General features: G+C 60.3%; 18 protein-coding genes and 2 pseudogenes. 13 read left to right on the forward strand and 7 right to left on the reverse strand.

Annotation, left to right across the window (positions count from 1 at the left end):
- Positions 1–7: 7 nt before the first annotated feature.
- Together ABIA48_RS11610 and ABIA48_RS11615 are read right to left on the reverse strand one after the other, a co-directional pair.
- Positions 8–1,501 (reverse strand): CoA-acylating methylmalonate-semialdehyde dehydrogenase, encoded by a 1,494-nt coding sequence (locus tag ABIA48_RS11610; RefSeq protein WP_429488739.1) that lies wholly within the window; start codon positions 1,499–1,501, stop codon positions 8–10.
- A 74-nt stretch (positions 1,502–1,575) separates the two neighbouring features.
- The gene (locus ABIA48_RS11615) at positions 1,576–2,925 is read right to left on the reverse strand and encodes an aspartate aminotransferase family protein (RefSeq protein ID WP_007991357.1); all 1,350 of its coding nucleotides are present in this window, start codon (positions 2,923–2,925) and stop codon (positions 1,576–1,578) included.
- A 139-nt stretch (positions 2,926–3,064) separates the two neighbouring features.
- Between ABIA48_RS11615 and ABIA48_RS11620 the strand changes: the two genes are divergently transcribed.
- The 3 genes from ABIA48_RS11620 (at position 3,065) to ABIA48_RS11630 (ending at position 5,431) form a co-directional block, all read left to right on the forward strand.
- On the forward strand, positions 3,065–3,985 hold the full coding sequence (locus ABIA48_RS11620; RefSeq protein ID WP_429488741.1) for a LysR family transcriptional regulator: 921 nt from the start codon (positions 3,065–3,067) through the stop codon (positions 3,983–3,985).
- 194 nt (positions 3,986–4,179) lie between these two features.
- Positions 4,180–4,830, forward strand: coding sequence for a TetR/AcrR family transcriptional regulator (locus ABIA48_RS11625; RefSeq protein ID WP_429488743.1), 651 nt, complete (start codon positions 4,180–4,182; stop codon positions 4,828–4,830).
- Positions 4,831–4,849: 19 nt separating this feature from the next.
- Positions 4,850–5,431: an IMPACT family protein gene (locus ABIA48_RS11630; RefSeq protein ID WP_429488747.1), complete on the forward strand. Its 582-nt coding sequence runs from the start codon at positions 4,850–4,852 to the stop codon at positions 5,429–5,431.
- Positions 5,432–5,902: 471 nt separating this feature from the next.
- Here the strand turns inward: ABIA48_RS11630 and ABIA48_RS11635 are convergent, their stop codons facing one another.
- Positions 5,903–6,334 carry a hypothetical protein gene (locus tag ABIA48_RS11635; RefSeq protein ID WP_429488749.1) on the reverse strand — a complete coding sequence of 144 codons (432 nt, stop codon included), beginning with the start codon at positions 6,332–6,334 and terminating at the stop codon, positions 5,903–5,905.
- A gap of 79 nt (positions 6,335–6,413) precedes the next feature.
- Here ABIA48_RS11635 and ABIA48_RS11640 point away from each other — a divergent pair, with 79 nt between their 5' ends.
- From ABIA48_RS11640 to ABIA48_RS11660, 5 genes and pseudogenes are all read left to right on the forward strand, one after another.
- Positions 6,414–6,572 carry a hypothetical protein gene (locus tag ABIA48_RS11640; protein WP_429492975.1) on the forward strand — a complete coding sequence of 53 codons (159 nt, stop codon included), beginning with the start codon at positions 6,414–6,416 and terminating at the stop codon, positions 6,570–6,572.
- Positions 6,573–6,591: 19 nt separating this feature from the next.
- A complete protein-coding gene (locus tag ABIA48_RS11645; RefSeq protein WP_429488751.1) occupies positions 6,592–7,281 on the forward strand; it encodes an SDR family oxidoreductase in 690 nt (229 codons plus the stop codon).
- A 254-nt stretch (positions 7,282–7,535) separates the two neighbouring features.
- Positions 7,536–8,896 (forward strand): annotated as a pseudogene (locus ABIA48_RS11650) (8-oxoguanine deaminase).
- Positions 8,897–9,405: 509 nt separating this feature from the next.
- Positions 9,406–9,564, forward strand: a pseudogene (locus ABIA48_RS11655) (BMP family ABC transporter substrate-binding protein); the annotation flags it as partial.
- 88 nt (positions 9,565–9,652) lie between these two features.
- Positions 9,653–10,606, forward strand: a complete 954-nt coding sequence (locus tag ABIA48_RS11660; protein ID WP_007991339.1) for an adenosine deaminase — start codon at positions 9,653–9,655, stop codon at positions 10,604–10,606.
- A 56-nt stretch (positions 10,607–10,662) separates the two neighbouring features.
- On the opposite strand, the gene ABIA48_RS11665 is transcribed toward ABIA48_RS11660, so the two are convergent.
- Positions 10,663–11,397 (reverse strand): ArsR/SmtB family transcription factor, encoded by a 735-nt coding sequence (locus ABIA48_RS11665; protein WP_429488753.1) that lies wholly within the window; start codon positions 11,395–11,397, stop codon positions 10,663–10,665.
- 319 nt (positions 11,398–11,716) lie between these two features.
- Positions 11,717–12,646: a LysR family transcriptional regulator gene (locus tag ABIA48_RS11670; protein WP_204933446.1), complete on the reverse strand. Its 930-nt coding sequence runs from the start codon at positions 12,644–12,646 to the stop codon at positions 11,717–11,719.
- A 125-nt stretch (positions 12,647–12,771) separates the two neighbouring features.
- On the opposite strand from ABIA48_RS11670, the gene ABIA48_RS11675 reads away from it, so the two are divergent.
- Together ABIA48_RS11675 and ABIA48_RS11680 are read left to right on the forward strand one after the other, a co-directional pair.
- The gene (locus ABIA48_RS11675; RefSeq protein WP_310064204.1) at positions 12,772–13,785 is read left to right on the forward strand and encodes a zinc-binding alcohol dehydrogenase family protein; all 1,014 of its coding nucleotides are present in this window, start codon (positions 12,772–12,774) and stop codon (positions 13,783–13,785) included.
- A gap of 251 nt (positions 13,786–14,036) precedes the next feature.
- Positions 14,037–14,210, forward strand: coding sequence for a hypothetical protein (locus ABIA48_RS11680; protein ID WP_007991330.1), 174 nt, complete (start codon positions 14,037–14,039; stop codon positions 14,208–14,210).
- A gap of 8 nt (positions 14,211–14,218) precedes the next feature.
- On the opposite strand, the gene ABIA48_RS11685 is transcribed toward ABIA48_RS11680, so the two are convergent.
- Positions 14,219–15,415 carry a multidrug effflux MFS transporter gene (locus ABIA48_RS11685; protein ID WP_429488756.1) on the reverse strand — a complete coding sequence of 399 codons (1,197 nt, stop codon included), beginning with the start codon at positions 15,413–15,415 and terminating at the stop codon, positions 14,219–14,221.
- Between the two features lie 90 nt (positions 15,416–15,505).
- Positions 15,506–15,703 (reverse strand): heavy-metal-associated domain-containing protein, encoded by a 198-nt coding sequence (locus tag ABIA48_RS11690; RefSeq protein WP_429488758.1) that lies wholly within the window; start codon positions 15,701–15,703, stop codon positions 15,506–15,508.
- 147 nt (positions 15,704–15,850) lie between these two features.
- Between ABIA48_RS11690 and ABIA48_RS11695 the strand changes: the two genes are divergently transcribed.
- The 3 genes from ABIA48_RS11695 (at position 15,851) to cueR (ending at position 19,233) form a co-directional block, all read left to right on the forward strand.
- Positions 15,851–16,237: a hypothetical protein gene (locus ABIA48_RS11695; RefSeq protein WP_429488760.1), complete on the forward strand. Its 387-nt coding sequence runs from the start codon at positions 15,851–15,853 to the stop codon at positions 16,235–16,237.
- Between the two features lie 192 nt (positions 16,238–16,429).
- The gene (locus ABIA48_RS11700; protein WP_429488762.1) at positions 16,430–18,823 is read left to right on the forward strand and encodes a heavy metal translocating P-type ATPase; all 2,394 of its coding nucleotides are present in this window, start codon (positions 16,430–16,432) and stop codon (positions 18,821–18,823) included.
- Positions 18,820–19,233 carry a Cu(I)-responsive transcriptional regulator gene (gene cueR, locus ABIA48_RS11705; protein WP_007991319.1) on the forward strand — a complete coding sequence of 138 codons (414 nt, stop codon included), beginning with the start codon at positions 18,820–18,822 and terminating at the stop codon, positions 19,231–19,233. Before ABIA48_RS11700 ends, cueR begins: the two co-directional genes overlap by 4 nt.

Raw genomic sequence — 19,233 nt, forward strand, 5'->3', positions numbered from 1 at the left:
CTTCTACTTACAAGCTAGGGAAGGCGAACTGCGAAGCTTCATGGCTCGCTCGCTGCGGCCAGCGCTGGGTGATGGCTTTGCGGCGGGTGTAGAAACGCACACCATCCGGGCCATAAGCATGCAAGTCGCCGAACAACGAACGCTTCCAGCCACCGAAGCTGTGATAAGCCACCGGCACCGGCAACGGTACGTTGACGCCGACCATGCCGACTTCGATCTCGTCGCAGAACAACCGCGCCGCTTCGCCGTCACGGGTGAAGATGCACGTGCCGTTGCCATACTCGTGATCGTTGATCAGTTGCATGGCTTCTTCCAGGCTGTTGACCCGAACAACGCACAACACCGGCCCGAAGATCTCTTCTTTATAGATACGCATTTCTGGCGTGACGTTGTCGAACAGGCAACCACCCAGGAAGAAGCCTTCCTCGTGACCCGCCACAGTCAGGCCACGACCATCCACTACCAGTTTCGCGCCGGCGGCTACGCCGTCTTCTACATAACCGCTGACCTTGTCGCGAGCCTGGCCAGTCACCAGTGGTCCCATGTCCAGACCGCAGTTGGTACCAGCACCGATTTTCAGTGCCTTGATTTGCGGAACCAGTTTGGCCACCAGTGCATCGGCCACCTGATCACCCACGCACACGACCACCGAGATCGCCATGCAACGCTCACCGCAGGAACCGTATGCAGCGCCCATCAGTGCGCTGACGGCATTGTCCAGGTCTGCATCCGGCATCAGCACGGCGTGGTTCTTCGCACCGCCCAGGGCCTGAACGCGTTTGCCGCGTTTGGTGCCTTCGGAATAGATGTATTCAGCAATCGGCGTCGAACCGACGAAGCTCAGCGCTTTGACTTCCGGCGCTTCGATCAGTGCATCCACTGCAGTCTTGTCACCGTGCACCACGCTCAGCACACCTTTCGGCAGACCGGCTTCAAGCAGTAGTTGCGCGATCAACAGTGTCGAGCTCGGATCACGCTCGGATGGTTTGAGGATGAAGCAGTTGCCGCAGACGATCGCCAGCGGGTACATCCACAGTGGCACCATGGCCGGGAAGTTGAACGGTGTGATACCGGCCACTACGCCCAGCGGCTGGAAGTCAGACCAGGCATCAATGTTCGGGCCGACGTTACGGCTGTATTCACCCTTGAGGATTTCCGGAGCCGCACAAGCGAATTCGACGTTCTCGATGCCGCGCTTCAGTTCACCGGCAGCATCTTCCAGAGTCTTGCCGTGCTCTTCGCTGATCAGTTGGGCGATGCGCGCTTCGTTCTGCTCCAGCAGTTGCTTGAAGCGGAACATCACTTGGGCACGCTTGGCCGGCGGCGTGTTGCGCCAGGCCGGGAATGCAGCCTTGGCCGCATCGATGGCGCTCTGGATGGTTTCGCGGGTCGCCAGCGGCAACTTGTGAATGGCCTGGCCAGTAGACGGGTTGAACACATCGACCGCGCGACCGTTCTCGGTCACCAGTTCGCCATTGATCAAATGCGGAATAACGCTCATGGAAGCTCCTGAAAAGTTGTCCACAGGCGCCCGCTTCGGGGCGCCCGTTGTTTATATGTATATAGAAAGAGAAATCAGTCGATCTTGCTCAGCACTTCGCCGACCGCATCGAACAGGCGATCCAGGTCCTGCGGCTTGCTGTTGAACGTTGGGCCGAACTGCAGGGTGTCGCCGCCGAAGCGGACGTAGAACCCGGCTTTCCACAGCGCCATGCCGGCTTCGAAAGGACGCACGATGGCGTCGCCGTCACGCGCAGCAATCTGGATCGCGCCGGCCAGGCCGTAGTTGCGGATGTCGATGATGTTCTTGGTGCCCTTCAGGCCATGTAGCGCATTTTCGAAATGCGGGGCGACTTCAGCCACGCTCTGCACCAGGTTTTCCTTTTGCAGCAGGTCGAGCGCTGCCAGGCCCGCGGCGCAAGCCACCGGGTGTGCGGAATAGGTGTAGCCATGCGGGAATTCAACCGCGTATTCAGGTGTCGGCTGATTCATGAACGTCTGGTAGATCTCGGAGCTGGCAATCACCGCGCCCATCGGGATCGCGCCGTTGGTGACTTGCTTGGCGATGCACATCAGGTCCGGGGTCACGCCGAAGGTGGTGGCGCCGAACATGGTGCCGGTGCGGCCGAAACCGGTGATCACTTCGTCGAACACCAGCAGGATGTTGTGCTGATCGCAGATTTCACGCAGACGCTTGAGGTAACCCTGTGGCGGAACCAGCACGCCAGCGGAACCAGCCAATGGCTCGACAAATACTGCCGCGATGTTCGACGCGTCATGCAGTTCGATCAGCTTCAGCAGTTCGTCAGCCAGGGCGATGCCCCCCTGCTCCGGCATGCCACGGGAGTAAGCATTGCTTGCCAGCAAGGTGTGCGGCAGGTGGTCGACGTCCATCATCGCCTGACCGAACAGTTTGCGGTTGCCGTTCACGCCACCAAGGCTGGTGCCAGCGATGTTCACACCGTGGTAGCCACGGGCACGGCCGATCATTTTGGTCTTGGTCGACTGGCCCTTCAGGCGCCAGTAAGCACGAACCATCTTCACGGCAGTGTCAGCACACTCGGAACCCGAGTCGGTGAAGAACACATGGTTCAGGTTGCCCGGCGTCAGGTCGGTGATTTTCTCAGCCAGTTGGAACGACAGCGGATGGCCGTACTGGAAGCCTGGCGAGTAATCGAGGGTGCCCAGTTGCTTGGCGACCGCTTCCTGGATTTCCTTGCGGGTGTGCCCGGCGCCACAGGTCCACAAACCCGACAGCGAGTCATAGACTTTGCGGCCCTTGTCGTCTATCAGCCAGCTGCCTTCGGCGCCAACGATCAGGCGTGGGTCGCGCTGGAAGTTACGGTTGGCGGTGTAAGGCATCCAGTGGGCATCGAGCTTGAGCTGGCTGGCCAGGGAAGTCGGGGCGTTTTCAGGCACGTTCATGGGCGAAACCTCGCAAGGCAATAAGCGGCGTAGGGATTAAAGACCGTTGTTGCAGCTAAATTGCCACGGGGATAAAGTCGGTGAAATGCAACTTTTCTAATGTTCAGTCAGCCCATTACTAAACTTTTGAGTAACACGCATGAGCACTCGCCGTCCCGATCCGCTGGCCCAGGTCAGCGACTTTGATATTCGCCTGCTGAAGATCTTTCGCAGCGTGGTGGAATGCGGCGGCTTTTCCGCGGCGGAAACCGTTCTGGGCATCGGTCGCTCGGCGATCAGCCAGCAAATGAGTGATCTGGAACAACGCCTCGGATTGCGTCTGTGCCAACGCGGGCGTGCCGGGTTTTCGCTGACCGAAGAAGGCCGCGAGGTTTATCAATCGGCGTTACAACTGTTAAGTGCACTGGAAAGCTTCCGCACCGAGGTCAACGGCCTGCACCAGCACTTGCGTGGGGAATTGATCATTGGTTTGACGGACAACCTGGTCACCCTGCCCCACATGCGCATCACCCATGCCCTCGCGCAATTGAAAGAGCGCGGCCCGGACGTTCAGATCCAGATCCGCATGATCGCGCCCAATGAAGTCGAACAAGGCGTACTCGACGGTCGTCTGCATGTCGGCGTGGTGCCGCAGGCCAGCGCACTGTCGGGGCTGGAGTATCAACCGCTGTATAGCGAACGTTCGCTGTTGTACTGCGCAGTCGGCCATCCACTGTTTTATGTCGACGACAAGCAACTGGACAACGAACGCCTGAACAGCCAGGACGCCATCGCGCCCACTTTCCGTTTGCCGGCGGATATCCAGGCCCACTATCAAGCGCTCAAATGCACCGCCAGTGCGTCGGACCGCGAAGGCATGGCTTTCCTGATCCTGACCGGACGCTATATCGGTTATCTGCCGGATCACTACGCGAGCCTTTGGGTGCAGCAAGGCCGGTTGCGAGCGTTGAAACCCAAAACGCGCTTCTATGACCTGAGCCTGGCGTCGGTCACACGCAAGGGGCGTCGACCTCATCTGGTGCTGGAGAGTTTTCTCGAGAGTCTCGCGGCGACGCGTTGAAAACTGTGGGAGCGGGCTTGCTCGCGAAGGCGGTGGGTCAGTTATGCAGATATCGACTGACACGGCCTCTTCGCGAGCAAGCCCGCTCCCACAATTGATTGTGGTGTAGGGTTTTATTGCGTGAGGACTTGTCTGAAGCCGGTGGGTACGTTATCAACGCACAGGCCGTCCCATCCACCAGTTCGGAAGTGCTTATGACCTTTGAAGTCCCAGCCCACGGCGGAAAACCCGTCAGCCGCATTCGTCAGAAAAACGAAGAGACCATCATCAAAGCCGCCGAAGACGAGTTCGCCCGTCACGGATATAAAGGCACGAGCATGAACACCATCGCCCAGAACGCCGGGCTGCCCAAAGCAAACCTGCATTATTACTTCACCAACAAACTCGGTTTGTATGTGGCGGTGCTGAGCAACATCATCGAGTTGTGGGACAGCACCTTCAACACCCTCACGGCCGAGGATGATCCGAGCGAGGCCTTGACCCGCTACATTCGCGCCAAAATGGAGTTCTCCCGCCGCCAGCCGCAAGCCTCGCGGATTTTTGCGATGGAAGTCATCAGCGGCGGTGAATGCCTGACCGAGTATTTCAACCAGGATTATCGCGCCTGGTTCCAGGGCCGTGCGGGCGTGTTCCAGGCCTGGATCGACGCGGGCAAAATGGACCCGGTCGATCCGGTGCATCTGATCTTCCTCTTGTGGGGCAGCACCCAGCATTACGCCGATTTCGCCACGCAGATCTGCCGCGTCACCGGGCGTACCAGGTTGACCAGGCAAGACATGGAAGAGGCTGGCAACAACCTGATCCGCATCATTCTCAAGGGCTGCGGCCTGACACCTGCCATTTAAGTAGCCATTTCAGGTACGTATGCCTTTTACCCTCAGCGGTTTATGCGAATACCGCGAAGAGATTCGCAAGAGCCGCTTCATTACCTTCGCCGCGCCAATCTCCAGCCCGGCCGAAGCCCGGGCGTTCATTGAACAGCACAGTGACTTGAATGCCTCGCACAACTGCTGGGCGTGGAAGCTTGGCGACCAGTATCGCAGCACCGATGATGGCGAGCCCGGCGGTACGGCTGGCCGGCCGATTCTGGCGGCGATAGAGGCACAGGATTGCGATCAGGTCGCGGTGCTGGTAATTCGCTGGTATGGCGGCATCCAACTGGGCACCGGGGGGCTCGCCCGGGCCTATGGCGGTGGTGCGAATAAATGCCTGCAAGCGGCACCAAAGATTGAGCTGATCAGTCGGGTGCCGCTGCGTTGCGCTTGCGGGTTTGCCGAGTTGGCCCTGGTCAAGCTTCGTGTGGAGCAGGCGGGGGGATTGGTTGTGGATGAATCCTTCACCGCCAATGGTGTCGAGCTGCAGTTGGCTGTAGGCGATGCGCAAATCGATACCTTGCAGTCACAGCTGGCCGATTTGAGTCGTGGACGTATTCTCTTGCAGCGCTAAAAACAGGAGCAAAAGATCGCAGCCTTCGGCAGCTCCTACATGGGATCGTGCTGCGATCTTTTGGGGCACGCCGCTTTTCCACTTATTCCATATTTGCCCACATCTACTGTGCACCCGGCTGTGGATAACCTGAGCACATTCGGCTGCAACCCTTCTGTCATACGGCTTTGCGGACTTTGCTCATTTTTCGTCCAATCTGCCATCAAGAACATCAAATTCAAACAAATACAAACAGTTACGACGGTTTATCGCCATTAGAAGAAAGCTGCTCAATGCTTATGCCCACGCTTTGAGCTTGCGCACAAATACTGTGGAGCAATCTGTGGATAACCCGTTCATGGCCCTCTCGACACCCGATCAGGCATGGCTTGCAGCCAACTGTTCGTTTTTTAACCAAATCGCAACGGGCAAATTCGGAGCCTGCTCCAAGACCTTGCCCTTAAGTGGTGCCGTGGCGCAGAAACGCACCTGCTAAACCGCGGAACCAGCAGGTAAGTCTGCTCGCGATGGCTGCCGAACAGGCAGTACCTGAGCGACGCCCCACGCCAATTCAAAAATCAGAAAAACCACCAGCAGCGAACTCGCGCCATGGGCAAGGGCATAAGCCTGCCATGCCGAAAACAGAAATCTCGCGACCGAGTCATATCGCCCATAAATTTGCTGTGGATCACGAATCCGCAGCACCGCCCATACGCAGACAATCGACCCCAGCAGATTCGCCATCAACATGTGCACCGGTTCGAACGACGGCAGCTCTCCGGGCAAACTCAACGCCTGGCTCACACCCGTCAAAACCCCATGCAACGCCGCAAAACTCCACGGCGTGACAAACGCGACCGTCACGATCAGGTCGTACCAGGCACTGCCTTGCACCAACCGGCGATATTGCGTTGTAGTCCACATCGATATTGCTCCATCAATTCAGGGAGCAACAAGGCTAAAGCCTGGAGTATGCTCCAGGGTCAAGCCCCTTCGAGACGTCATGATGCGCATTGGTGAATTAGCCCAGGCGAGCGCCATCACGCAATTGCTGCAAGACAATCTCAAACTGATCGAAGCCCGCATGGCCGAACTCGGCGCACTGCGCGATGAGTTGCAACAACGGCTCGGGCAACAGTGTCCATTGAATCCACGACTTTGAATCTTCAAGGAAGCCAATCATGTCCAAGGCAAAAACCGCACTCATCATCGGTGCCTCCCGGGGGCTTGGCCTCGGGCTGGTGAAAAACCTGTTGGCCGATGGCTGGCAAGTCACCGCCACCGTGCGCGATCCGCAAAGAGCCGAAGCCTTGCAGGCCCTGGGCAAGGTGCGGATCGAAAAGCTCGACATGGACGATCAGCAAGCGGTGATCGCGCTGAGCCAACAACTGAAGGGCGAGGTGTTTGACCTGTTGTTTGTCAATGCCGGGGTCAAAGGGCCGGAGGTCCAGACGCCAAACGGTGGCGCGACGATGGCCGAAGTCGGTCAGCTGTTTTTCACCAACGCCGTGGCGCCGATCAACCTGGCCCAGCGTTTTGTCGAGCAAATACGCCCGGACAGCGGTGTGCTGGCGTTCATGAGCTCGGTACTGGGCAGCGTGACCATGCCCGATGCGCCGGAACTGGCACTGTACAAGGCCAGCAAGGCGGCACTGAATTCCATGACCAACAGCTTCGTCACCCAGTTGGGCGAAACCAGTATCACTGTGCTGTCGCTACACCCGGGCTGGGTGAAAACCGACATGGGTGGCGAAGGCGCGGACATCGACGTGGAAACCAGTACCCGTGGCCTGGTTGATCAGGTGAATGCGTATGTTGGCAAGGGTGGGCATCACTTCATCAATTACCGGGGCGAAACCATTCCCTGGTAACACCTCAGATCAAAATGTGGGAGCGGGCTTGCTCGCGAAAGCGTAGTGTCAGCCAACATCAACGTTGTAGTTACACCGCCTTCGCGAGCAAGCCCGCTCCCACAGGGTTACTCATTGCCTGGCCGGGAGAGACTTGCCCGCAATGCAGTTTTGATCGACACTGCACACCTCGCCTCCCCGGCGAACCTGGATCAGCAGACAGGGCAACACTGAGCTGGCAACCCTGAACCCTACTTTCAGAGGAGCCGGCCAACATGCCTGCGACCCGTACCTGGTTAAAAAATCCCCTCGCCATTTTCACAGCCAACGGTCTCGATGCCCGTGGCGGTCTGGTGCTGCAAGATGGCTTGATCGTCGAAGTACTCGGCACCGGCCAACAACCGTCCGCACCGTGCAATCAAGTGTTCGATGCCCGCGAGCATGTGATCCTGCCAGGGCTGATCAACACCCATCACCACTTCTATCAAACCCTGACCCGTGCCTGGGCGCCGGTGGTCAATCAGCCGCTGTTTCCCTGGCTGAAAACCCTGTACCCGGTCTGGGCACGCCTGACTCCGGAAAAACTCGCCCTCGCCACCAAAGTCGCGCTGGCCGAATTGCTGCTGTCCGGTTGCACCACCGCGGCCGACCATCACTACCTGTTCCCGGAAGGTCTGGAAAACGCGATCGACGTGCAAGTCGAAAGCGTCCGCGAACTGGGCATGCGCGCCATGCTGACCCGCGGTTCCATGAGCCTCGGTGAAAAGGACGGTGGCCTGCCGCCGCAACAGACCGTGCAGGAAGGCGAAGTGATCCTCGCCGATAGCCAGCGGCTGATCACTGAGTACCACGAACGTGGTGACGGCGCGCAAATCCAGATCGCTCTGGCACCGTGCTCGCCGTTCTCGGTGACGCCGGAAATCATGTCGGCCAGTGCCGAGCTGGCGAACAAACTCGACGTGCGCCTGCACACCCACCTGGCAGAAACCCTCGACGAAGAGGATTTCTGCCTGCAGCGCTTCGGCCTGCGCACCGTGGACTATCTGGACAGTGTCGGCTGGCTCGGCCCGCGTACCTGGTTGGCCCACGGCATCCATTTCAACCCGGATGAAATCGCCCGCCTCGGCGCCGCCGGGACCGGCATTTGCCATTGCCCGAGTTCGAACATGCGCCTGGCCTCCGGCATCTGCCCGAGCATCGAGCTGACCGATGCCGGTGCCTTGCTTGGTTTGGGCGTGGACGGTTCGGCGTCCAACGATGCCTCGAACATGATGCTCGAAGCGCGCCAGGCGCTGTGTACATCCAGCGTCTGCGCTACGGCGCCGAGAAAATCACCCCGGAGCGCGTGCTCGGCTGGGCGACCAAAGGCTCGGCCAGCCTGTTGGGTCGTACCGATATCGGCGAGTTGGCAGTAGGCAAGCAGGCTGACCTGGCCCTGTTCAAGCTCGATGAACTGCGCTTCTCCGGCAGCCATGATCCGGTCTCGGCCCTGCTGCTGTGCGGCGCCGATCGCGCGGACCGGGTGATGGTCGGCGGCAAGTGGCGGGTGATTGACGGGCAGGTCGAGGGGCTGGACCTGAAGAGTTTGATTGCGGATCACAGCCAGGCGGCGCGGCAGTTGATTGCTGGAACCTGATACAACACCGATTAAAACTGTGGGAGCGGGCTTGCTCGCGAAGGCGGTGTATCAGTCGAAATTTATGTGACTGGCACACCGCTTTCGCGAGCAAGCCCGCTCCCACATTGGTTTTGTGGAGGGCTCAAAGCCCAAGCAGCGACAACATGATGAACGTCGCAAACAACACGAAGTGAGTCATGCCTTCGATGGCGTCGGTTTCAGGGATCACCGACCTTTTCCGCCAGCAACTCAGTCTGATCTTGCCTTAGCGCACCAGTGGGTGGCAGCCGTGCCAGGACATGCACTTTTATCGGACTTCACGAACCTATCGCGAGCAGGCTCGCGATGGCAACACCGCGGTTTCAAGTTTTGTTGTCCTGTTGGTCAGCCGTTTGCATAGCCCTGTGCAGGCGCAAGAGTCCAGCCAACCTCACAACAAAATGGAGTCAAAACTCATGCATAACCGTCCGTTGACGAAGCTGCTTTGCGCCGTTGCGTCGGCCATCGGCCTGAGCGCCTGCCTGACTGCCAGTGCCTACGCCCCGCTGATCGATCAGGGCGTGGACGTGGTGTTCCAGCACACCGACAGCCCGGCGCGGATCCAGGCCACCGAACGTCGCGGGGTCTATGCCGTGGGCTACGCTTCGGACATGGCGTACTTCGGGCCGAAAGCGGTGCTGAAGAGCGAGTGATGAACCGGCCGGTCAGGTTTTACCAATTGTTGCGGCAACACTCTGTAGAATGGCGACCATTGCACCTGATGAGAAAACAATCATGTACGACTGGCTGAACGCCCTGCCCAAGGCAGAATTGCACCTGCACCTGGAAGGCTCGCTGGAACCCGAACTGTTGTTCACTCTGGCCGAGCGCAACAAGATTGCCCTGCCATGGAACGACGTCGAAACCTTGCGCAAGGCGTATGCCTTCAACAACCTGCAGGAGTTCCTCGACCTGTATTACCGGGGTGCCGATGTACTGCGCACGTCCCAGGACTTTTATGACCTGACCTGGGCCTACCTGCTGCGCTGCAAAGAGCAGAACGTGATTCACACCGAGCCGTTCTTCGACCCGCAGACCCACACCGACCGTGGCATCCCGTTCGAAGTGGTGCTCAACGGCATCGCCGCCGCACTGAAGGATGGTGAGCAGCAACTGGGCATCACCAGTGGTTTGATCCTGAGCTTCCTGCGTCACCTGAGTGAAGACGAAGCCCAGAAAACCCTCGACCAGGCGCTGCCGTTCCGCGATGCGTTCGTCGCCGTGGGCCTGGACAGCTCCGAGATGGGACACCCGCCGAGCAAGTTCCAGCGTGTGTTCGACCGTGCCCGTCACGAAGGCTTCCTGACCGTCGCCCACGCCGGTGAAGAAGGCCCGCCCGAGTACATCTGGGAAGCCATCGACCTGCTGAAGATCCAGCGCATCGACCATGGTGTGCGCGCCATCGAAGACGAGCGCCTGATGCAGCGAATCATCGACGAGCAGATCCCGCTGACCGTGTGCCCATTGTCGAACACCAAGCTTTGCGTGTTCGATCACATGTCGCAGCACAACATTCTCGACATGCTGGAACGCGGCGTAAAAGTGACCGTGAACTCCGATGACCCGGCGTACTTCGGCGGCTATGTCACCGAGAACTTCCATGCGCTGCACACCCACCTGGGCATGACCCAGGATCAGGCCCGGCGCCTGGCGCAGAACAGCCTCGATGCGCGGTTGGTGAAGCCGTAAGGCTCAGTGCTGAAGCGCCCGGCGGGAGCGCGTTTTTTCGCTCCCGCAACGGTGTGCTACAGCGCCATTTCCAGCTCGCTTTCCTTGGCAAAGCGGTGGATCTCGCGTTGCCCGGAGGCGGTCACCTGCAAGGCTCTGGAATCGTTGGGCAGGCTCAGCCAACCCGACTGCATGAACAGTTGCAACAATGCCGCGCCCAGAGAGCCGCCCATGTGCGGGCGTCTTTCACTCCAGTCAGGGCACGCGCAGGCAACCCTGCCGTTGTGATGGGCCAGCGCCTGGATGAACACGCCCCGTGCCGCCAACTCCGTCGCGCCCTTGAGCGTGACCGTGACCCGCTGATCAAACTGCTCTATCCAGCCAGCCTCCAGTAATTGCTGATACAGATCGGCGGACAGGGTGCCCCCCAGGTGATCGTCGCACAGTCGGGCACTCAGCAATGACGAACGCAGCGCCCGGGGTTTGGCCAGAGGCGCATTGCGCTTGAAGACGTCCGGAATGTCCAGGGGTGCGCTGGCGAGAGTCGCGCTGGCCAGCGCTTCGATTGCCGCCCCGACTTCGGGAGCGGCCAGGCGGAAAAAGCGTTTGCGGCCGCGGTTTTCAACCCTCAGCAGGCCTCCGGCGGACAAACGTCCCAGGTGTGCACTGGCCGAAGACGGCGACAGGCCGGCCAGCAATGCCAGCTCTTCGGTTGCTCGCGCCGAACCGTCCATCAAGGCCCACATCATTGCGCTGCGCTTTGGGTCAGCCAGCAATGTGGCGATCTGGCTGATGCAAGGTGCATGTTCCATGTATTCACTCCCTGTTGAATCGTTTCGTCTACTGCCCAGAGACATCGTGACCAGTAATGTGTCGTCGGCCAATCCGTGGAAACTGCCATAAACCCGGCAGCGCCTTGTTCACACATTGGCGCTGCCTGGCCGATGCTGCGCAGGTCAGAAAGTTGACCGCGCACAGCCGGGCCGACTCGAACGTGTACCCGCCGTTGCGGGATCGACGCTACGTACATGATGGCGGGCGCTAGTATATGCGGGTTGATCGCCGGTTCCTGCCCTCTGCCCGGCATAGGTGGTGATCGTTCCTGAGGGAAATTTCTCTTTTTTCGTGCGACTAATGATCGATATCCGATAAGCCCGGAAATTGACTGCTCAATCGGGTGCATCGGCTGGCAAGCATTTCGCGCAATAGCTTCACCGGCTTACTCAATTGTGCGCGATGGGCGCACAACAGATTCAGCGGTGCACGCTCACAGAGCAGCTCCGGCATCAGCACTTTCAGGCGTCCGGCCAGTACATCGGCGGCGACATCGAGCCAGGATTTGTAAGCGATCCCGGCACCCGCCAAGGCCCACAGGCGCACGACATCGGCATCGTCACTGAAGCGATCGCCACTGACGGTGAGGCTGACTTCGCGTTTGCCGTCGTGAAAACTCCAGTGATCGTGGACCCGGCTGCCGAGCATGTACAACAGGCAATTGTGCTGCGCCAGTTGCTCCAGATGCCGGGGCTCGCCATGCCGGGCCAGATAGCCGGGAGCGGCGCACAACACTCGACGGTTCTGCGGGGCGATGGGCAGTGCCACCAGGCTGGAGTCCTCCGGTTCACCGTAGCGCAAGGCAATGTCTACCGGTTGGCGAAACAGGTCGGCGATGCGGTCCCCCAGCAGCAGGCGTACGGTAAGTTTCGGATGCTCGCGTTGAAACTCGTCCAGCCAGGGCAGCAGCAGATTGCGGCCAAAGTCCGACGGCGCCGACAGTTGCAGAATCCCGCTGACCTGGTCCTGGCCGCTCGCCAGCAAACGCCGGCCCTCGTCCAGATTGCTCAGTGCCGCGCGGGCGTATTCGAGAAAGCCCTCGCCTTCGGCGGTCAGGCGCAGGCTGCGGGTCGAACGGGCCAACAAACGGGCGCCGAGCTGTTGTTCGATGCGCTTGAGCGCCGCACTGGCCACCGCCGCCGACATGTCCATGCCCCGCGCGGCGGCCGACAGACTGCCCAGGTCCGCCGCCCGGACAAACAATTGCAAGTCATCGAAACGCAGCATCAAGAACACCGATTATCAAAAAAATATTGAAAGAGACTGCTCTTTTAGCCGGTTTTATCTTCAGGAGAAATAGCCAATCATCCGCCTCATCGAATCTCTTCTTTATTAGTGTTCAGGAGCCGCCCATGAAAGCCATTGCCTATTACGCCTCGTTACCGATCAGTGATGACAAAGCCCTGCAAGACATCGAGTTGCCAGAGCCGGTTGCCGGCCCTCGCGACTTGCTGGTGGAAGTCAAAGCCATCTCGGTCAACCCGGTGGACACCAAGGTGCGCCAAAACGCCCAGCCCGAAGGCGGTGCGGCCAAGGTGCTGGGCTGGGACGTAGCTGGCGTGGTCAAGGCCGTGGGCAGTGACGTGACGCTGTTCACGGTCGGCGACAAGGTGTTTTACGCCGGCTCCATCGCCCGTGCGGGCGGCAACAGCGAATTGCATGTGGTGGACGAACGCATTGTCGGCCACATGCCGAACACCCTTGGTTTCGCCGAGGCCGCCGCCCTGCCGCTCACCGCGATCACGGCGTGGGAACTGTTGTTCGAACGCCTGCAAGTGCGCGAAGGCAAAACCGACGAAGGCCAGAGCCTGTTGATCGTCGGCGCGGCAGGCGGCGTGGGCTCGATTCTCACGCAGCTGGCTCACCAGTTGACTGCCCTGAAAGTCATCGGTACCGCTTCGCGTGCGCAGACCCAAAGCTGGGTGAAGGAGCTGGGTGCCGATCTGGTGATCGACCATAGCCAGCCACTGAGCGAAGCACTCAAGCGTGCCGGTGTGGACCAGGTGACCCACGTCGCCAGCCTGACCCAGACCGACCAGCACCTGGACCAACTGGTCGAGGCATTGGCACCTCAGGGCAAGCTCGCGCTGATCGATGACCCCAAGGCGCTGGACGTGACCAAGCTCAAACGCAAGAGCCTGTCACTGCACTGGGAGTTCATGTACACCCGCTCGCTGTTTGAAACCGCAGACATGATCGAACAGCACAACCTGCTCAATCGCGTCGCCTGGCTGATCGATGCCGGGACCCTGAAAACCACGGTGGGCGAACACTTCGGCACGATCAATGCTACCAATTTGCGCCGTGCCCATGCCCTGCTGGAAAGCGGCAAAGCCAAGGGCAAGATTGTGCTGGAAGGGTTCTGAAGCGCTGAAAAAAACCATCGGTGATTTCATCGCCTTCTGCTGTTGTCCATCTGCGACCGGGAAGCCCCGGTCGCAGACAGCCCCTGTGGGCACCCTCGAAAAGCCGTATTTTTTTCAGTTACAAACCGTCAGTCCGACAGTTGATCCTTGTCACAATGGTGCTCGTATTCAGGACTACAATCGAATCTCCTGCGAGGCAGTCTTTTGCGTAACGTCTTTTACGAGACATCTTTTACGAGAGGAATTCAGTTGTGAAGATCCTGATAAAAGAACTGGCAAAATCCCAGTGGCAAGTTCGCTTAGACCAACATGCTGTGACGTTCCGCAGCGAAGCAGAAGCTCGCGCTTTCACGCGTACCCTTGAAGCCCGCATCCAGGCCCCTCACCAGATTCCCATCCTCAACCCGCAGCGTGCCGCCGGCTGACTCCGGCCTTAAACCTGCGCTTGTGCCAGCGCCCGGGCATTTTGCAAACGCCGGGTAAGCAGCGCCGCGCTCACCACCAGAATTCCACACAGGCTGATGACCATGGCCATCGGCACAGCGCTGCCGTCGTGCAATACGCCCACCAGCACGGCAGCACCCGCGGCCACGCTGAATTGCAGGAAGCCAAGCATTGCCGAAGCGCTGCCCGCCCGCGCGCCCTGACCGCTCATTGCACAGGCTGAGGCGTTGGGCAGGATGCAGCCGAGGCTGGCAATGCAGATGAACAACGGGAGCAGCACCGGCCACAGTTGTGCGGTGTGCAGGGAGCAGACCGCGAGCAACGTCAGGCCTGCCGCCAGGTAAACCCACACGGCGCGCGCCAGCAAAAACGCCGGGCCACGTTTGGCCAGCAATCGTGCATTGACCTGCGCCACCAGAATGAAACCCGCCGCGTTGGTGCCGAACAGCCAGCCGAAATGCTCGGCCGGGACACCATAGAGCTTGATGAACACAAACGGTGAACCGGCGATGTAGGCAAACATCCCGGCAATGGCGATGCCTCCGGTCAGGGCATGGCCGAGGAACACCCGGTCGGTCAACAGCCGCCCGTACTGCCGCAATGCACCCGTGAGCGGTTGGCGCGGCACATGGGCCGGCAGGCTTTCCGGCAAGCCGAGCGCAACGGCCAAACCTGCCAATGCACTGAAACCGGTCAGGGCGAGAAAGATCGATTGCCAGCCCGTGGTGTTGACCAACAGCCCGCCGAGCATTGGTGCAAGGATCGGCGCCAGCCCCATCACCAGCATCAACTGCGAAAAGACTTTCGCCGAACCCACCGCATCACATTTGTCGCTGACCACCGCCCGGGAAATCACCATCCCTGCGCAGCCGCCCAAGGCCTGGATGAAACGCGCACCGATCAGCCATTCCAGGTTCGGTGCATAGGCACACGCCAGGGAGGCGGCGGTAAACAAACCGACGCCGGTGAGCAAGGGAATGCGTCGTCCGAAACGATCCGCCACCGGGCCATAAGCCAGTTGGCCAATCGACAAGCCGAGGAAATATGCCGCCAACGTCAGCTGAACGTGATTTTCGTCCGTCCCGAAGGCCAGTGCCATGGCCGGGAAGGCCGGCAGATAGAAATCGATCGCCAGCGGACCGAAAGCGCTCAAGGCGCCGAGAATCAAAATGGTACGCAAGTTCATCAGGCATCCAGTGGGGCAGAAGTCGGCAGGCCGACAGTCTAGCCGCGCATGGACGCCTTGAACATTAAGATAGCTCGCTAACTATTAAAATCAGGCCAATTTGACGCCGTAACCCTCTTCGCTGATCGCTTCGATCACTTGCTCGGCGCTCAGCGCACTTTCGACTCCGACCTCCCTGGCTGCCAGATCGACCCGCACACTGGCCGTCGGGTCTTTGGCCTGGACCGCCTGAGTGATGGCCTTGACGCAATGGCCACAAGACATGCCTTCAACGTTGAACACTTGCATGGGATGACTCCTTTTCCGAGGTTGAACCCAGTTTCGAGCTTGCCACCATGGCAAGGTCAAGTTCTGAAGATTGCTGCCGGGCTGGCAATCGACGCAGGGCTCGGCCAAGCTGCGTCCATCAATGACTCGAACTCAGGAGACTCAGCCATGCGCTGGTCAGTTTTCAGCCTGTTTGGCTTTCTCAGCCTTTTCGCCGCCGTGCCTTCGGCCAATGCTGCCGGTGCTCAGGATTATGGCGTGCTGATCATTTCCCGCGAGCGCCTGGAAGTTGCGACCAGTTGCGAAATCGGTGTGTACCTCCAGGATCAACTGGCGGCACGGCTGTTTCAGGAGCAGAGCACCTCGTTCAACCTGCCGCCGGGCAAAGTGTCGCTGCGCCTCAAATTGCTGCCGGGCCAGGTGCCGGGTTGCAATCCGGGCATGCTCGCGCCGGGTTCGCAGGATATCCAGCTCAAGGCCGGAGATGTGCTCAAGTACCGGATCGCGATGACGCAGGAAGGGATGTATCTGAAGCTTGCAGAGCTCGGCTACTGACACCTGTCCCCCTGTGGGAGCGGGCTTGCTCGCGAAGGCGGAGTGTCATGCAACATTGATGTCGACTGACACGGCGCTTTCGCGAGCAAGCCCGCTCCCACAAGGGATCAGTGGCACGTTTCAGATTGGTGCTTGACCTTGCCAGCATGGCAAGGTTGATCCTGTGGTCATCTACTACAGGGAGTGCGACCGATGTCCGAATCCACCACGTTCGACCTGCCGATTGCCGGCATGACCTGCGCCAGTTGCGCCGGGCGTGTCGAGCGCGCCTTGAGCAAAGTCATTGGCGCCAGTGCCGTCAGCGTCAACCTCGCCACTGAACAGGCGCGGGTGCAAGCGCCCAGTGACAGTTTGCCGGCCCTGATGGATGCCGTGGCCAAGGCCGGCTACAGCGTGCCGCAACAGAATCTGGAATTGAGCATCGACGGCATGACCTGCGCATCCTGCGTCGGGCGCGTCGAGCGTGCGCTGGGCAAGGTGGCGGGAGTGAAAAGCGTCAGCGTCAACCTGGCCAACGAACGCGCCCACCTTGAACTGCTCGGCCAGATCGATCCGCAAACCTTGATCGCAGCGGTGGCCAAGGCTGGCTACACCGCCACCGTCTGGGAAACCGAACACCCCCCCACCGACAATCAGCAACAGCGCCTGCATCGCGAACGCCGGGCATTGATCATCGCCATTGCCCTCGCCTTGCCGCTGGTGTTGCCAATGTTGCTACAGCCATTCGGCGTGCACTGGATGCTCCCGGCCTGGGTGCAGTTCGCCTTGGCCACGCCGGTGCAATTCATCTTCGGCGCACGGTTTTACGTCGCCGCGTGGAAAGCCGTGCGCGCCGGGGCCGGCAACATGGATTTGCTGGTGGCCCTGGGCACCAGCGCCGGTTATGGCTTGAGCGTGTACGAATGGGCCACCGCCGCCGGGCGCATGCCGCATCTGTATTTCGAAGCCTCGGCGGTGGTGATTGCCTTGGTGCTGCTGGGCAAATACCTGGAAAGCCGCGCCAAGCGCCAGACCGCCAGCGCCATTCGCGCCCTCGAAGCCTTGCGTCCGGAACGGGCGATTCAGGTGATCGATGGCCGCGAACAAGAAGTCGCCATCAGTGCGCTGCGCCTCAATGATCTGGTGATGGTCAAACCCGGCGAACGCTTCCCGGTGGACGGCGAAGTGCTTGAAGGCCAGAGCCACGCCGACGAAGCCCTGATCAGCGGCGAGAGCCTGCCGGTGCCCAAGCAGCCCGGCGACAAAGTCACCGGCGGTGCGATCAACGGTGAAGGCCGGTTGCTGGTGCGTACCCAGGCCCTGGGTGCGGAAACCGTGCTGGCGCGGATCATCCGTCTGGTAGAAGACGCCCAGGCCGCAAAAGCGCCGATCCAGAAACTGGTGGATAAAGTCAGCCAGGTATTCGTGCCTGTCGTGCTGTTGATTGCCTTGGCAACCCTGATCGGCTGGTGGCTGTATGGTGCGCCGATGGAAACCGCACTGATCAACGCCGTGGCGGTGCTGGTGATCGCCTGCCCGTGCGCCCTGGGCCTGGCCACACCGACGGCGATCATGGCCGGCACCGGCGTCGCGGCACGCTACGGGATTCTGATCAAGGACGCCGAAGCACTGGAACGTGCCCATGAAGTCAGCGCAGTGGTGTTCGACAAAACCGGCACCCTGACCTCCGGCACCCCGCGCATCGCTCATCTAAGCGCAATCGACGGTGATGAAGCCAGCCTGCTGCAATTGGCCGGCGCCCTGCAACGCGGCAGTGAGCATCCGCTGGCCAAGGCTGTTCTGGATGCCTGTGCCGAACGCCATTTGACGGTGGCCAATGTCAGCGACAGCCAGTCCCTGACCGGGCGCGGCATCGCCGGCAGTCTCGAGGGCCGTCGCTTGGCCCTGGGCAATCGGCGCCTGCTGGAAGACAACGGCCTGAGCGCCGGGCTGTTGGCCGGCTCGGCGATCGCGTGGGAAAGCGAAGGCCGGACCTTGTCCTGGTTGATCGAACAAAAGCCCGAGCCACGCGTACTGGGCCTGTTCGCCTTCGGTGACACCCTCAAGCCCGGCGCGCTGCAAGCGGTGCAACAACTCAGCGCGCGGAGTATCAGCAGCCACCTACTGACCGGTGATAATCGTGGCAGCGCCAACGTGGTGGCCCAGGCGCTGGGCATCCACGATGTGCATGCCGAAGTGCTGCCGGCGGACAAAGCCGCCACGGTCGCCGCGTTGAAAAAAACCGCTGTGGTGGCGATGGTCGGCGACGGCATCAACGACGCCCCGGCACTGGCCGCCGCCGATATCGGCATCGCCATGGGTGGCGGCACCGACGTCGCCATGCACGCGGCCGGCATTACCCTGATGCGCGGCGATCCGCGACTGGTGCCCGCAGCACTGGAGATCAGCCGCAAGACCTACGCAAAAATCCGCCAGAATCTGTTCTGGGCCTTCGTCTATAACCTGATCGGCATTCCGCTCGCGGTGTTTGGCGTGCTCAACCCGGTGCTGGCCGGTGCGGCCATGGCGTTGTCGAGCGTCAGCGTGGTGAGCAATGCGCTACTGTTGAAAACCTGGAAACCCAAGGACCTGGAGGACAACCGATGAACATCGGCCAAGCGGCCCGCCACAGTGGCCTGAGCGCAAAGATGATCCGTTACTACGAGTCCATTGGCCTGCTCAAGGCGGCCCATCGCACCGACAGCGGTTACCGGGTGTACGGCGATGATGACCTGCACACGCTGGCGTTCATCAAGCGCTCGCGGGACCTGGGGTTTTCCCTGGAGGAAGTCGGCAAGTTGCTGACGCTCTGGCAAGACCGCCAACGCGCCAGCGCCGATGTGAAGGCTTTGGCCCGCCAGCATATCGATGAGTTGAACCAGAAGATCCGTGAACTGGGGCAATTGCGCGATACATTGCAGGATCTGGTTGAGCACTGTCAGGGCGATCATCGGCCGGATTGTCCGATTCTGAAAAACCTTGAATCGGGCTGCTGTGCCACCCCGGCCCGTGCCTGA

Source organism: Pseudomonas sp. S30_BP2TU TE3576 (assembly GCF_050436025.1).
In the GTDB taxonomy this organism is placed as follows: Bacteria; Pseudomonadota; Gammaproteobacteria; order Pseudomonadales; family Pseudomonadaceae; genus Aquipseudomonas.

What these genes read in the sequence shown, in the direction of transcription:
- ABIA48_RS11685 (WP_429488756.1), bottom strand. Translation starts at nt 15,415, where the DNA reads ATGAACTTGCGTACCATTTTGATTCTCGGCGCCTTGAGCGCTTTCGGT.
- ABIA48_RS11665 (WP_429488753.1), bottom strand. Translation starts at nt 11,397, where the DNA reads ATGGAACATGCACCTTGCATCAGCCAGATCGCCACATTGCTGGCTGAC.
- ABIA48_RS11695 (WP_429488760.1), top strand. Translation starts at nt 15,851, where the DNA reads ATGCGCTGGTCAGTTTTCAGCCTGTTTGGCTTTCTCAGCCTTTTCGCC.
- ABIA48_RS11660 (WP_007991339.1), top strand. Translation starts at nt 9,653, where the DNA reads ATGTACGACTGGCTGAACGCCCTGCCCAAGGCAGAATTGCACCTGCAC.
- ABIA48_RS11675 (WP_310064204.1), top strand. Translation starts at nt 12,772, where the DNA reads ATGAAAGCCATTGCCTATTACGCCTCGTTACCGATCAGTGATGACAAA.
- cueR (WP_007991319.1), top strand. Translation starts at nt 18,820, where the DNA reads ATGAACATCGGCCAAGCGGCCCGCCACAGTGGCCTGAGCGCAAAGATG.
- ABIA48_RS11670 (WP_204933446.1), bottom strand. Translation starts at nt 12,646, where the DNA reads ATGCTGCGTTTCGATGACTTGCAATTGTTTGTCCGGGCGGCGGACCTG.
- ABIA48_RS11625 (WP_429488743.1), top strand. Translation starts at nt 4,180, where the DNA reads ATGACCTTTGAAGTCCCAGCCCACGGCGGAAAACCCGTCAGCCGCATT.
- ABIA48_RS11635 (WP_429488749.1), bottom strand. Translation starts at nt 6,334, where the DNA reads ATGTGGACTACAACGCAATATCGCCGGTTGGTGCAAGGCAGTGCCTGG.
- ABIA48_RS11620 (WP_429488741.1), top strand. Translation starts at nt 3,065, where the DNA reads ATGAGCACTCGCCGTCCCGATCCGCTGGCCCAGGTCAGCGACTTTGAT.
- ABIA48_RS11610 (WP_429488739.1), bottom strand. Translation starts at nt 1,501, where the DNA reads ATGAGCGTTATTCCGCATTTGATCAATGGCGAACTGGTGACCGAGAAC.
- ABIA48_RS11640 (WP_429492975.1), top strand. Translation starts at nt 6,414, where the DNA reads ATGATGCGCATTGGTGAATTAGCCCAGGCGAGCGCCATCACGCAATTG.
- ABIA48_RS11690 (WP_429488758.1), bottom strand. Translation starts at nt 15,703, where the DNA reads ATGCAAGTGTTCAACGTTGAAGGCATGTCTTGTGGCCATTGCGTCAAG.
- ABIA48_RS11615 (WP_007991357.1), bottom strand. Translation starts at nt 2,925, where the DNA reads ATGAACGTGCCTGAAAACGCCCCGACTTCCCTGGCCAGCCAGCTCAAG.
- ABIA48_RS11700 (WP_429488762.1), top strand. Translation starts at nt 16,430, where the DNA reads ATGTCCGAATCCACCACGTTCGACCTGCCGATTGCCGGCATGACCTGC.
- ABIA48_RS11630 (WP_429488747.1), top strand. Translation starts at nt 4,850, where the DNA reads ATGCCTTTTACCCTCAGCGGTTTATGCGAATACCGCGAAGAGATTCGC.
- ABIA48_RS11645 (WP_429488751.1), top strand. Translation starts at nt 6,592, where the DNA reads ATGTCCAAGGCAAAAACCGCACTCATCATCGGTGCCTCCCGGGGGCTT.